This window comes from Arsenicicoccus sp. oral taxon 190 (genome assembly GCF_001189535.1).
Lineage (GTDB): Bacteria > Actinomycetota > Actinomycetes > Actinomycetales > Dermatophilaceae > Arsenicicoccus.
In genome coordinates, this window is the sequence record NZ_CP012070.1 from 2835911 (window position 1) to 2848650 (window position 12740).

14 protein-coding genes are annotated in these 12740 nt (G+C 74.0%); 3 read left to right on the forward strand and 11 right to left on the reverse strand.

Annotated elements, in window-relative coordinates; all coding sequences use genetic code 11:
* Positions 1–49 precede the first annotated feature (49 nt).
* Entirely contained in the window at positions 50–1474 is a 1425-nt protein-coding gene (locus tag ADJ73_RS13200; RefSeq protein WP_082176998.1) for a class I SAM-dependent RNA methyltransferase, read from the reverse strand.
* Positions 1474–3531 carry an APC family permease gene (locus ADJ73_RS13205; RefSeq protein ID WP_253272580.1) on the reverse strand — a complete coding sequence of 686 codons (2058 nt, stop codon included), beginning with the start codon at positions 3529–3531 and terminating at the stop codon, positions 1474–1476. Before ADJ73_RS13205 ends, ADJ73_RS13200 begins: the two co-directional genes overlap by 1 nt.
* An 80-nt stretch (positions 3532–3611) precedes the next feature.
* On the opposite strand from ADJ73_RS13205, the gene ADJ73_RS13210 reads away from it, so the two are divergent.
* Both ADJ73_RS13210 and ADJ73_RS13215 read left to right on the forward strand, forming a co-directional pair.
* Positions 3612–4274, forward strand: coding sequence for a potassium channel family protein (locus ADJ73_RS13210; protein WP_050348648.1), 663 nt, complete (start codon positions 3612–3614; stop codon positions 4272–4274).
* A 19-nt stretch (positions 4275–4293) separates the two neighbouring features.
* Positions 4294–5004, forward strand: coding sequence for a potassium channel family protein (locus ADJ73_RS13215; RefSeq protein ID WP_050348649.1), 711 nt, complete (start codon positions 4294–4296; stop codon positions 5002–5004).
* Between the two features lie 64 nt (positions 5005–5068).
* Here the strand turns inward: ADJ73_RS13215 and ADJ73_RS13220 are convergent, their stop codons facing one another.
* The 8 genes from ADJ73_RS13220 to ADJ73_RS13255 form a co-directional block, all read right to left on the reverse strand.
* Positions 5069–5764: a DUF3159 domain-containing protein gene (locus ADJ73_RS13220; protein WP_050348650.1), complete on the reverse strand. Its 696-nt coding sequence runs from the start codon at positions 5762–5764 to the stop codon at positions 5069–5071.
* Entirely contained in the window at positions 5761–6171 is a 411-nt protein-coding gene (locus tag ADJ73_RS13225) for an OB-fold nucleic acid binding domain-containing protein (RefSeq protein WP_082176999.1), read from the reverse strand. The genes ADJ73_RS13220 and ADJ73_RS13225 overlap by 4 nt, the downstream gene beginning before the upstream one ends.
* Positions 6171–6971, reverse strand: a complete 801-nt coding sequence (locus ADJ73_RS13230; RefSeq protein WP_050348651.1) for a DUF3710 domain-containing protein — start codon at positions 6969–6971, stop codon at positions 6171–6173. Before ADJ73_RS13230 ends, ADJ73_RS13225 begins: the two co-directional genes overlap by 1 nt.
* A gap of 48 nt (positions 6972–7019) precedes the next feature.
* Complete coding sequence (gene dut / locus ADJ73_RS13235) at positions 7020–7493, reverse strand: dUTP diphosphatase (RefSeq protein ID WP_050348652.1); 474 nt, start codon at positions 7491–7493, stop codon at positions 7020–7022.
* Between the two features lie 19 nt (positions 7494–7512).
* Complete coding sequence (locus ADJ73_RS13240; protein ID WP_050349461.1) at positions 7513–7809, reverse strand: DUF4193 domain-containing protein; 297 nt, start codon at positions 7807–7809, stop codon at positions 7513–7515.
* A gap of 168 nt (positions 7810–7977) precedes the next feature.
* Positions 7978–8826: an inositol monophosphatase family protein gene (locus ADJ73_RS13245; protein WP_050348653.1), complete on the reverse strand. Its 849-nt coding sequence runs from the start codon at positions 8824–8826 to the stop codon at positions 7978–7980.
* A 12-nt stretch (positions 8827–8838) separates the two neighbouring features.
* Positions 8839–9954 (reverse strand): ferrochelatase, encoded by a 1116-nt coding sequence (locus tag ADJ73_RS13250; RefSeq protein ID WP_050348654.1) that lies wholly within the window; start codon positions 9952–9954, stop codon positions 8839–8841.
* Positions 9951–10577 (reverse strand): trimeric intracellular cation channel family protein, encoded by a 627-nt coding sequence (locus ADJ73_RS13255; RefSeq protein ID WP_050348655.1) that lies wholly within the window; start codon positions 10575–10577, stop codon positions 9951–9953. Before ADJ73_RS13255 ends, ADJ73_RS13250 begins: the two co-directional genes overlap by 4 nt.
* Positions 10578–10679: 102 nt before the next feature.
* Between ADJ73_RS13255 and sepH the strand changes: the two genes are divergently transcribed.
* A complete protein-coding gene (gene sepH / locus ADJ73_RS13260) occupies positions 10680–12239 on the forward strand; it encodes a septation protein SepH (protein ID WP_082177000.1) in 1560 nt (519 codons plus the stop codon).
* Between the two features lie 3 nt (positions 12240–12242).
* Here sepH and ADJ73_RS13265 read toward each other — a convergent pair whose 3' ends face one another.
* Positions 12243–12644 carry a VOC family protein gene (locus tag ADJ73_RS13265; RefSeq protein WP_050348657.1) on the reverse strand — a complete coding sequence of 134 codons (402 nt, stop codon included), beginning with the start codon at positions 12642–12644 and terminating at the stop codon, positions 12243–12245.
* Between the last annotated feature and the right edge of the window lie 96 nt (positions 12645–12740).

Sequence of the window (12740 nt, forward strand, 5' to 3'; positions counted from 1 at the left end):
CTCACCCACGGCCGGGCGGCGACAGCAGGGGTGCTGCCGGCCCCGGCCCTCAGGACCGGGGTGACGCCTCGTCGGCTGGGCCGAGGTCCGCGTCGGAGTCGGCGTCGAGGTCGGCATCGTCGAGGTCGTCGAGATCGGCGTCCCCCGGCTCCAGCAGCGCGATGCACTCGACGTGCTGGGTCATCGGGAAGGCGTCGTAGGCGATCAGGTCCGTGAGCAGGTAGCCGTGCTCCTCGGCGACGGCGAGGTCCCGCGCCAGCCCGGCCGGGTCGCAGGCGACGTAGGCCACGGCCCGCGGGCGGAGCTGGGCGAGCTGCTGCATCACGGTGCGCCCGGCACCCGATCGCGGGGGGTCCAGGACCACGACGTCAGCCCGTATGCCGGAGCGCGCCGCCTGCCCCAGCACCGCGTCGACGCGCCCCTGGCGCACCTCGACGTTGGCGTGCTCCTGCAGGTTGTCCAGGGCGTGGTCGACCGCGGCCGCGTCGGCCTCGACGGCCAGGACGTGCCCCTGCTCCCCCACCGCGTCGGCGAGCGCCGCGGCGAAGAGCCCCACCCCGCAGTAGAGGTCGAGGGCGTGCTCGCCCTCCTGCGGGTCGAGCAGCTCGACGACCTCGCCGAGGAAGGTGGTCGCCGCGTCGGGGTGCACCTGCCAGAAGCCCCGCGCGTCGACCTCGAAGCCGTGCTGCCAGTCCTCGAACGTGACCAGCTCGAGCACGCCGGGGTCCGAGCCGGTGGTGCCGTCGGCGTGCACCGGGACCAGCACCGGCTCCTCGAGCCCGGACGCGTCGACGACGTCCACGCTGCTGCAGCCGGGCCAGGTGGTGCGCAGCACCCCGCTGGCCACCACCCCGGGGGTGGCGATGAGGCAGTCGTCGATCACCTCGACGTCGTGGGACCGGTGCCGGCGCAGGCCGGCCCGCCCCTCCTCGTCGACGGCGAACTCGACGCGGGTGCGCCACCGCAGCCCGTCGTCCGCGCGGCCCTCGACCGGCAGCGGCTGCACCTGCAGCCCCTGCAGGTCCAGGCCGGCCAGGCGGTCGAGCTGCTCGTGGATCACGGCGGCCTTGAGCTCGCGCTGGTGCGGGACGGCGACGTGCTGCCAGTCGCAGCCGCCGCAGCGGCCGGGACCGGCATACGGGCAGGGCGGGTCGACCCGGTGCGGGGAGGCGTCGAGGACCGCCACGGCGTCCGCGCGCAGGTAGCGGTCGCCGGTGCCGCCCTCGGTGACCCGGATCCGCACCCGCTCCCCCGGCAGCGCGTGCCGCACGAAGACCACGCGGCCGTCCAGCCGCGCGACGCAGAAGCCGCCGTGGGCCACCGCCCCGACCTCGACCTCGGCCTCGTGCCCGACCAGAGGCTCGCCCTTGGGCTGACGCTCGCGGGCCGGTCGGCCGGTGGCGCGGGTGGCGCGGGTGGGGCGGCGTGCGCCGCGGGGGCCGCCGGCACGCCGGCGGTCGTCGCGTGGCGACATCAGACGGTGCTCCTCTCGGGGGTCTCGCCGACGACCTCGTCGGTCACGACGGTGGTGCGGCTGCGGTCTCCCGCCGCGGCCTCGGCGCGCAGCTCCTCGCGCAGGTCCTCGGTCGAGCGCAGCTGGTAGGGCACGCTGGTCATCATCACGCCGGGCATGAAGAGCAACCGGCTCTTGATGCGGAACGCGCTCTGGTTGTGCAGGATCGACTCCCACCAGCGGCCGAGGACGTACTCCGGCACGAAGACCATGACCAGGTCCCGCGGCGAGGTCCGCCGGATGCTGGCGATGTAGCTGAGGACCGGCCGGGTGATCTCGCGGTAGGGCGAGTCCAGCACCTTCAGCGGCACCGGGATGCCCCGGCGCAGCCACTCCTCCTGCAGCCGCTCGCCGTCCTGCGGCTCGACGGCGACGGTGATCGCCTCGAGCGTCGAGGGGCGTGACGCGCGGGCGTAGGCCAGGGCGCGCAGCGTCGGCTTGTGGATCTTGGAGACCAGCACGACGGCGTGCACCCGGGAGGGCAGCCGCCCCTCGCGGGTGTCGTCCTCGGGGACGGCCAGCTCGGTCGCGACGTGGGCGTAGTGCCGGTGGATGGCCTTCATCACGAGGAAGAGGACCGCCATCGCGGCGATGGCGTACTTCGCGCCCGCCGCGAACTTCGTGATCAGCACGATGACCAGGACGCTGCCGGACATGGACGCGCCGATGTAGTTGATCACCCGGCTGGTGCGGTAGGTCCGGCGGGCGCGGGGGTCGGTCTCGGTGCGCAGCAGGCGGTTCCAGTGGCGGATCATGCCGGTCTGGCTGAGCGTGAAGGACACGAAGACGCCGACGATGTAGAGCTGGATCAGCTTGGTGACCTCGGCGTCGAAGATGATGACGAGCACCGCCGCCGCGGCCGCGAGGATGAGGATGCCGTTGGAGTAGGCCAGCCGGTCCCCGCGGTTGTGCAGCTGGCGGGGCAGGTAGCCGTCCTTGGCGAGGATCGACCCCAGCACCGGGAAGCCGTTGAAGGCGGTGTTGGCGGCCAGGATCAGGATCAGCCCGGTCACCGCCGACACCAGCAGCACCCCGGGCGGGAAGTTGTCGAAGACCGCCAGCGACAGCTGCCCGATGATCGTGTGCTGGACGTAGCCGGCCCCCACGGGCTGCCCGTCGCGCAGCAGCTGGTGCGCCGGGTCCTCGGAGTACTTCACACCGGTCTGGATGGCCAGGTAGATGATCGACATCAGCATCGTCACCGAGATGGACCCCATGAGCAGCAGGGTCGTGGCCGCGTTGCGGGACTTGGGCTTCTGGAAGGCCGGGACGCCGTTGGAGATCGCCTCCACGCCGGTCAGCGCCGCGCACCCGGAGCTGAACGCCCGCAGCAGTAGGAAGACCATGGCCAGGCCCGCGAGCTCGTCGTAGCCGTGCTCGGGCCGCAGCTGCAGGTGCGCGCTCTCGGCCTGGGGCAGCGACCCGGACAGCGACCGGACGAGACCCCAGATCGCCATACCGATGATCGCCGCCATGAAGGCGTAGACCGGGACGGCGAAGGCCTTGCCGGACTCGCGCACCCCGCGGAGGTTCATGGCGGTCAGCAGCACGATGAGCAGCACTGCGACCGGCATGGCGTGGCCGTCCAGGGCCGGTATGGCGGCGGTGGCGTTCTGGACCCCGGAGGAGATCGACACGGCCACGGTCAGCACGTAGTCGACCAGCAGAGCGCTCGCCACGCCGAGCCCCGCCCAGGGGCCGAGGTTGGTCGTGGCCACCTCGTAGTCCCCGCCGCCCGAGGGGTAGGCGTGGACGTTCTGCCGGTAGGACAGCACGACGATCACCATGACGAAGACGACCCCGAGCCCGATCTGCCAGGAGTGCGTCGTGGCGAAGGCCCCGCCCGCGAGCGCGAGCGTCAGGAAGATCTCGTCCGGGGCGTACGCGACCGAGGACAGCGCGTCGCTGGCGAAGATGGGGAGGGCGAGCCGCTTGGGAAGCAAGGTCTCCCCCAGCTTGTCCGAGCGCATCGCGGGACCGACCACCACGCGCTTGAGAGCGCGACCGACATCTGACACGACGACCACTGTAGGCCCCGGGGCGCGGCGGGCGGGGCACGCCCCGGATCCGCACGTCGCAGCGGTGTAGCGTGTGCGCCGTGCACTTCGTGATCATGGGTTGCGGCCGTGTCGGATCCACCCTGGCGCTGAGCCTGGAGGAGGCCGGTCACGACGTCGCGGTCGTCGACCAGTCCGCGTCGGCGTTCCGCCGGCTGGGGCGCGGCTTCGAGGGGCGGCGCGTCAAGGGGATCGGCTTCGACCGGGACACCCTCAAGGAGGCCGGCATCGAGCAGGCCTACGCCTTCGCCGCCGTCAGCAACGGCGACAACTCCAACATCCTCGCGGCGCGGGTCGCCCGGGAGACCTTCGGGGTCGAGCACGTCGTCGCGCGCATCTACGACCCGCGCCGCGCGGAGATCTACCAGCGGCTGGGCATCCCCACCGTGGCGACCGTGCAGTGGACCGTCGACCGGGTGGTCCGGCGGCTCATGCCGCAAGGCTCCGTCCCGGAGTTCATCGACCCGAGCGGGCAGATCGCGCTGAGCGAGGTCAGCATCGACCGCTCCTGGGTGGGGCGGCGGCTCGCGGCGATGGAGGAGGCTTCCGGGGCCCGCGTCGCCTACCTGACCCGCTTCGGCCAGGGCGTCCTGCCCGGTCCCGACACGGTGCTGCAGGAGGGCGACATCGTCCGCTTCCTGTCGACCACCGATGCCATCCCCACCATCGAGCGCGTCCTCGCCGACGCGCCGCCCCACGAGTGAGCCGAGGTCAGCCAGTCCCATGCGTGTCGTCATCGCCGGAGCCGGCTCGGTCGGTCGCTCGATCGCCCGAGAGCTGCTGCACAACGGTCACCAGGTCCTGCTCGTGGACAAGGACGCCGACGACGTCCAGGCCTCCCGGGTCCCCGACGCCTCCTGGCTGCTCGCCGACGCCTGCGAGATCACCTCGCTGACCGAGGCGGGCCTCGCGGACTGCGACGTCGTCGTCGCGGCCACCGGGGACGACAAGGCCAACCTCGTCGTGTCGCTGCTCGCCAAGACGGAGTTCGGCGTCCCGCGCACCGTGGCGCGCGTCAACAACCCCCGCAACGAGTGGATGTTCGACGAGTCCTGGGGCGTGGACGTCGCCGTCTCGACGCCACGGCTGATGACGGCCCTGGTGGAGGAGGCCGTCAGCGTCGGCGACCTGGTCCAGATCTTCACCTTCCAGAAGGGTGGGGCGACCATGGTCGAGCTCACCCTCCCCGCCGACAGCCCGTATGCCGGCAGCCGCGTCGGCGACGTCGCGCTCCCCCGCGACACGACGCTCGTGGGGATCATCCGCGACGGGCTGCCGATCGCCCCGACCCGGGACGACTCGGTGGAGGTCGGCGACGAGCTGCTCTTCCTAACCGTGGAGGAGGTCGAGGACGACCTCGAGGACCTGCTGTCGCCGGGTCACCGCAAGCCGCGCGGCGAGGTCGACCACGCCGACGACGAGGACGACCTGTGAGGCACGTCCTCTGAGGCACGTCCTCTGAGGCTGTCGCCCGCAGGGGCGGCCCGTCGCACGGGCTTCAGCCCTGGGCGTCGGCCTCGCGCTCCAGCTCGGCGCGCTCCACGGGCGTGGCGCCACGCACCAGCATCAGCCCCATGACGGCCACCGCGGCGACGTAGGCCGGCCAGCTGAGCACGATCTTGGCGATGCCCAGCGCGGCGACCTGCCCGGTGACGTAGAGCGGCACCATGACCAGCAGCCGCAGCGCGAAGAGCGCCACCAGCACCCAGGTCAGCCGGGCGGCGACCCGCACGAGCGGGGCGTTGCGGCGCCACCCGAAGGGGTCCTCGCGGTAGCCGGGGTCCCCGACCGCGACCAGGAAGCCCACCACCGGGCACCGGGCGAGGATCGACACGAGGGTGCCGACGAGATAGGCCCCGGAGACGAGCATCCCCGGCAGGAACGCGTCCTGAGCCCGGCCGGACCGCAGCGCGAAGAAGGCGGCGAGGGCGGTCGCGAGGAGGCTGGACAGGACGTACTGCACCGTCTGGCGCTGCACGAGCCGGGCGACGAGCAGCAGCAGGACGGGCACCGCCGAGGCGAGGACCGCCTCGCGCACGTCGTGCCGGGTGATCCACACGACCACGAAGGCCACCGTCGGCAGCGCCGCCTCCACCGAGCCACGCCACCCGCCCAGGGCGGTGGCGAGCCGGGCGCGGATCAGGTGCTCGACGGTGTCGGGGTGCCGACCTGCGGTGTCGCTGCCCACGCTCATGCCTGCGCGCTCGCAGCCCCGCGCCCGGGCAGCAGCTCGTATCGCGGGTTGTAGATGGTCGGGACACCCTCGACGCGGCAGACGCGCCCCTGCGCGGTGAGGTAGGTGCCGGGCCGCACCCCGGCGATCCGGCGCCGCCCCAGCCAGATGAGCTGCAGCGCCTGCGTGCCGTCGTAGATCTCCACCTTGAGCGCCGGCACCCGTCCCTCGGGGCTGAGCGTCGTGGACCGGACCGCCCCCGAGACCGTGGCGACCTGACGGTCGACCAGTTCGCTGATGCTGGAGACGCCCAGCCGGTCGGCGTCGCTGCGCAGCTCGTGGTCCTCGATCTCCTCCGCCGGCCGCACCAGCCGGTGCAGGCTGCGGCGCCAGAAGCCGCGCTCGTGGTCCGTGCTGCGCGTCGCCATCAGCGGGTCTCGGTGATCTCGGGGCCGCGCTCGAAGGGCTGCAGGTCGTCGGTGCTGCGGGCCCGGCCCGGGCCGCCCTGCTGGTCGTGGTCAGGCTGGTCGTGGTCAGGCTGGTCGTGGTCAGGCTGGTCGTGGTCAGGCTGGTCGTGGTGGTGCTGGTGCCCGTCGTTGTGATGCCCGTCGTGTTCGTGCGCGTGCTCGTGCTCGGCGACCTCGGGCAGGCGCAGCGGCAGCAGCTCGCGCGGGGCCATCGCCTGGTCCCCACGGACCACGACGACGTGGGCGAAGACCTGGAGCAGCGTCGCGGCGGCGGCCTCGTCGCTCACGGCCGGCCCGGACAGGAAGCCGCGCAGGAACCACCGTGGCCCGTCCACACCCACGAAACGCGCGGGCGCGAGCTGCCCTGGGCCGGTGGCCATCTGGACGGCGAGCTCGGTCCCGAACCGGCCGTCACGGAGCTCCGCCGTCCCGCCGGACGCCTCGATGCTCGCCGCGATCTCGTCGCGGATGTCGTCCCAGATCCCGAGGGTGCGGGGAGCGGCGAAGCCCTGCAGCTGCAGCACCGACCCGGCCAGGTGGCAGCTCACCGCGACGACCTCGCCGCTGCTCTGGTCCAGCTCGAGCCGCATCTCCATGCCGTCGACCCCGGGGACGAGCAGCGACCCCAGGTCGAGCCGGTCGGACACGTCGGTGACCTCGGAGCGGTCGTAGGGCCCCTCCTCGCGGACCGGGGCCTCCTCGACCTGGGGCTCCCCCTCGTCGCTGGTGCCCCGGGACTTGTCTCGGCGGAAGAAGGCCACGGCGTCCTCGTCAATCGGTGTCGGTGTGCGTGCGGGTGTCGGTGCTGGTCAGTGGCGTCCGCTGGCTCCGTGCCCGGTGGCCCCACGGACCGAGTCCGGCAGCGAGTCTACTGGGACGAAGGTGGCGCGGGAGACGCGCTGGACGACGAGCTGGGCGATGCGCTCGCCCCGACGGAGCTGCACCGACTGGTCCCGGTCGGTGTTGAGGAGGTTGACGAGGATCTCGCCGCGATAGCCCGCGTCGACCGTGCCGGGGGCGTTGACGACCGTCACCCCGTGCCGGGCGGCGAGCCCGGACCGGGGGTGCACGAACCCGGCATACCCCTGCGGGATCGCGACGGCGACGCCGGTCGCGACCAGGCGACGCTCACCCGGGGCGAGGAGCACGTCCTCCCGGGACCGCAGGTCGGCCCCCGCGTCGTCGTGGTGGCTGTAGGCCGGCGGGGCCAGGCCCGGGTCGAGCTGCTGCAGCAGCACCTCGACCTCGTCGACGCCCTCCCCCGCCGGGTGCTCGGTCGTCATCAGGAGCGTGCTCGCGAGGTCAGGCGCACTCGCGGCAGACCGGCTGGCCGCCGACCTCCTTGGCGAGCTGGCTGCGGTGGTGCACGAGGAAGCAGCGCGAGCAGGTGAACTCGTCGGCCTGGCGCGGCAGCACGCGCACCGACAGCTCCTCGCCGGACAGGTCCGCGCCGGGCAGCTCGAAGCCCTCGGCCTGCTCGGTCTCGTCGACGTCCACGTTGGACGACGAGGCATCACCGCGGCGGGCCTTGAGCTCCTCGATGGAGTCCTCGGAGAGGTCGTCGTCGGTCTTGCGCGGTGCGTCGTAGTCAGTTGCCATCTCGGCCCTCTCGATCCAGCCCTCCACGGGGACGGCCCCCGTCGGTGCGCCGGGTCCAACGCTTCGCCAACCGAATTTGTGCCCGGACGTCGCGGCGAATCATGCCCCAAAACCTCGGCCCCGTCACGTCGGGAGGCGCGCCGGCCGCGATGCGCGCGTCGGGCCTGGTCAGCGGGGCGTTGCGACCCGCTCCAGCAGCGCGTCCAGGCGGTCGACGAGACCGGTCGGCCCGGCGATGGTGAAGGGGTCGGCGAGGTGGGCCCCGGCCAGGCCCCGGACGACTCCGCCGGCCTCGGTGACGACCAGCCAACCACCGGCGAGGTCCCACTCGTGCAGCCCGCGCTCGAAGTAGGCGTCGAGGCGCCCGTCGGCGACCCAGCACAGGTCCAGCGCGGCCGACCCGCGGCGCCGGATGTCGCGCACCTCCGGCAGCACCGCGGCGATGACCTGCCCCTGGTCGGCCCGGACCCGGGCCTCGTAGCCGAACCCGGTGCCGAGCAGGGCGGCCCCGAGCTCGGTCCCCTCCCGTATGCCGAGCGCCCGCTCCCCGGCGGGGCTCAGCAGCCGCGCGCCGCCGCCGCGGTGAGCCACGTGCGCCTCCTCGGCCACCGGGTCGACGACGGCGGCCGCGACCGGCTCCCAGCCGCCGGGGACGGCGGGGTCGCCGACGACGGCGGCGACCGAGACGGCATACGCGGGAATGTCGTAGAGGTAGTTGACGGTGCCGTCGATCGGGTCCACGACCCAGGTGAGCCCGGAGCGGCTCGGCACCCGGCTGCTCTCCTCGCCGTGGAAGCCGTCCTCGGGTCGGGCCTGGGTGAGCAGCTCGCGGGCCAGGGCCTCCGAGCGCTGGTCCATGATCGTGACCACGTCGGTCAGGCTGGTCTTGGTGGCGGCGACGCCGAGGTCGCCGGGGCGCTGGTCGACGATCAGGCGCCCGCAGGCCCGGGCGACGTCCAGCGCCAGCGTCTCCAGTGCTGACAGGTCGGCGGCGGGCGGGGTCAGCAGCTGCGACATGCCCTCAGTGTGTCACCCGTCGGCGCCGCAGAGTGCAGCCCGGGGGGCCCTGCCGAGGCAGCAGTCCCGGGGGCACGTGGACCACAGCGGCCGGCCGTCGACCGCGGGCCGGTCCGGCTGCTCGCCGCGGGCCTGCGCCGCGCGCTCCAGGACCAGGTCGGCGAGCCCGGCGACGAAGGCGGGGTGGGTGCCGACGGTGGGCACCCGGTGGGCGGTGATGCCCAGCCGGCGGGCGGTCGCGGCGGCCTCGGTGTCGAGGTCGTGCACAACCTCCATGTGGTCGGACACGAAACCGATCGGGGCGAGCACCACGTCCGTGGCGCCCGCGGCGGCCAGCGACTCCAGGTGGTCGTTGACGTCGGGCTCGAGCCAGGGCTGCTGGGGCGGCCCCGAGCGGGAGCAGTAGACCAGTGAGCTCGGCAGGGCCGTGGCGCGTCGGCGCACCACCTCATCACAGCGGGCGGCGAGTCGCTCGTGCTGCGCCTGGTAGCTCTCGGCGGGGTCGTCGGGGGGCCCGGAGGACTCCTGCATCCACGTCGGGATGGAGTGGGTGACGTAGGCGACGTGGGTGGTGGCGTGCCGCTCGGCCGGGATCGCGGCGACGGTGTCGGCCACCAGGTCCGCCATGGTGTCCGCGAAGCCGGGGTGGGACCAGTAGGGGCGGACCTTGTCCAGCGTCACGGAGCGGCCCTCGTCGGCCAGGGTGCCCTGGGCGCCGGCGAGGTCCTCGCGGTACTGCCGGCAGGAGGAGTAGGAGGAGTAGGCGCTCGTGAGCACGGTGACGACCCGGCGGGCCCCGCCGTCGTGCAGCTCCCGCAGCGTGTCGGCGGCCCAGGGAGCCCAGTTGCGGTTGCCGAGCTCGACGGGCAGGTCGGCGCCCCGGGCGGCGAGCTCGGTGCGCAGCGCCGCGGCGAGCGCCCGCCCCAGGTCGTTGACGGGGCTCTTGCCGCCGCGGGCGACGTAGTGCTCGCCGACGACGGCCAGCCGCTCGTCGGGGATCCCGCGACCCGCCGTCACCTGGCGCAGGAAGGGCATGACGTCCTCCAGCCGCTCCGGCCCGCCGAAGGACAGCAGCAACACGGCGTCGTAGGGGCGCGCGGGGTCACCCACGGAGGGGTCGGTCGTCATGGGAGCTTCCTCGGTGAGGTGGGGGCGGACCAGCGCCAGCGGAGGGCCGCCATACGGACCACGAAGATGAAGGCGGCGCAGCCGACGATGGTCCACGGGCCGTCGAGCTCGAGGGCGTAGGCGCCCGCCAGCAGGGCGCCGCCGGCCAGGGCCGGCAGGGCGTAGAGGCCGGTGCGCAGGACCTCGGGGACCACCCCGGCGAGCACGTCGCGCAGGATGCCGCCGCCGACCGCCGTGACCAGGCCCACCAGCACGGCCTCCAGGGCCGGGGCGCCCCGGCCGAGCGCCTTGAGGGTGCCGGCCAGCATGAAGGTCGCGAGGCCCACGGCGTCCATGGTCAGCAGGACCCGGGAGAATCGCTGCACCAGGTGGGCGTAGCCGAACGCCACGGACCCGGCGAGGACGGCGGCCAGCACGAGCCGCCAGTCGGTGAGGTTGGCCGGGGTCACGTCGAGGATCACGTCCCGGACGATGCCGCCGCCGAGGGCGGTCACGCAGGCCAGGACCAGCACGCCGAAGAGGTCGAGCCCCTTGCGGACCCCCACGAGCCCGCCGGAGAGGGCGAACGCGAGGACACCGACGATGTCGAGGCCGAGCAGGGCTTGGGTGTACGTCGTCCGCATGGTGGCCTCAGCCTAGTGGGTGCGGCGTGCCCGGTTGGTGACGGCTCGTATCCATGACAGCCTAGCCTCGACGTGCGGGCGTGGAGGACGGAGAGCCGACGGATGGAGCCTACTGGCGTGCAGGACCTGCGGTTGGTCGGGATCGCCGACGACGGGGGGCACCTGCTCCTGGCGTCGCAGGACGGCAGCCGCTACCGGGTGCCCCTCGACGCCACCCTGCGCTCCGCGGTCCGGCACGAGCGGCCGCGGGCCGAGGAGCCCGGCGCCGAGCGCGAGCCCGTGAGCCCGCGTCAGGTGCAGGCCCTGATCCGCGCCGGCGCGTCCACCGACGAGGTCGCCGAGATCTCCGGGTGGACGCTGGACAAGATCGCCCGCTACGAAGGCCCGATCATCGCCGAGCGCGAGCACGTCGCGGGGCTCGCCACCGGGGTGCGGCTGCGGCCGGCATCCGCCGGCGCGCCGCTGCTGGGTGCCCGGGTGGCCGAGCGGTTGACCGAGCGTGGCGTGGACCCGCAGAGCGCGTCCTGGGACGCGTGGCGCGCGGCGGGAGCGCCGTGGACGCTGGCGCTCACCTTCGCGGCCGGTGGTCGGCTGCGCGAGGCCCGGTGGCACTTCGACCTGGGCACGCGCAGCGTCGAGGCGATCGACGACGAGGCGCGCTGGTTGACCGGCGACGACGCCCCGCACAACCCCGAGCCGCTGGTGCCGCTGTCGACCCGACCCCGCGTGTATGACGTGGAGAGCGAGGGCGGCATCCACTCCGACGCCTCCAGCGAGGGGGCCGGCCCGGAGCCGCTGATCGTCGAGACCCGAGCCGCCCGGCGCCACCTCGAGCCGGACGAGGACAGCGAGCTGGTGGCCTCGATGCGCGAGCGCAGCAAGGCGGCCCGTCGCCGGTCGCGCCGCTCCCCCGCCCGAGGCCGGGGCACGCACGCGCAGGACGCGCTGCCCGGCACCGAGCACAGCCGTCCGGAGCAGCCTGAGCAGGGTGGGCAAGCTGAGCAGGGCGAGCAGCGCGAGCAGGGTGGCCAGCCCGAGCAGACGGCCGCGGCAGGTCGGGTCGAGGCGCGCCCGGAGCCGTCAGCGACCCCCGCGGCAGACCTCCCCGCCGACCCGACGGCTGGGTCGCCCGTCGCCGAGATCGACGCGGTCGTGGAGCAGGCCTCGCAGCCCGCGCCGCCGCGGACGGCGGCACTGCCCGAGCACCCGGAGCGGCACGACGACGACCCCCAGGACGCGCCGGCGGTGGAGGTCGAGCGCTCCGAGGCGCGGGTCGTGCCGGTGAGCGAAGCCGCGCACCCGCGGGTGCCGGGGCAGGTGGAGTTCCCGGGCCTGGGCGCGGCCGACGTCGAGGACCACGCCGCGACCAGCGATCAGCCGGCCACCAGGGGCGAGGGCTCGGCAGAGCTCGAGGCGCCCAGGGTCGAGGAGCGGTCGGCGGATCCCGCGACCCCCCGGGCCGAGGAGCCCAGGGCCGAGGAGAAGTCGGCGGGTCCGGCGAGCCCTGAGGGCCCGGGGACGGCCGCCGGCTCCGACTCGACCTCCGGCCCCGACTCGACCTCCGGGCGGCCCCGGCCGCGCCCCGCTCAGCGGCGCAAGGGCGGCCGACCGTCGGTGCCGAGCTGGGACGACATCATGTTCGGCAGCAAGCAGGACGACTGAGCCTCAGCGGTTGCGCGAGGACAGCACGCAGAACTCGTTGCCCTCCGGGTCGGCCAGCACCGTCCAGGTCGCGTCGTCGGACTGGCCGACGTCCACGCGCGTCGCGCCCATCGCCAGCAGACGCTCGATCTGGGCGTCGCGGTCGTCCTCGAGGTGGGGTGCCAGGTCGAGGTGCACCCGGTTCTTCACCGTGCGGCCCTCCGCGACCGGGACGAAGACCAGCCCCGGGGGCGCCGACGCCCACGCCTGCGCGTCGACCTCGGCGTCGGAGTGGTCCCGCCCGATCAGGGCCACCTCCTGGTCGTCCTCGTAGACGATGCGCCAGTCCAGCACCTCCGCCCACCAGCGGGCCTGGGCGGCGATGTCGTGGCAGTCGACGACGACGGTGTAGAGACGAAGGTTCATGGGTCCAGCCTGGCACCGGACCCGGACGGTGCGCGTCCGCAAGCCCTGGTCGGCGGGACGGGGGTGCGGCATACGGCTGGGCGCCGCCCCCGCAGG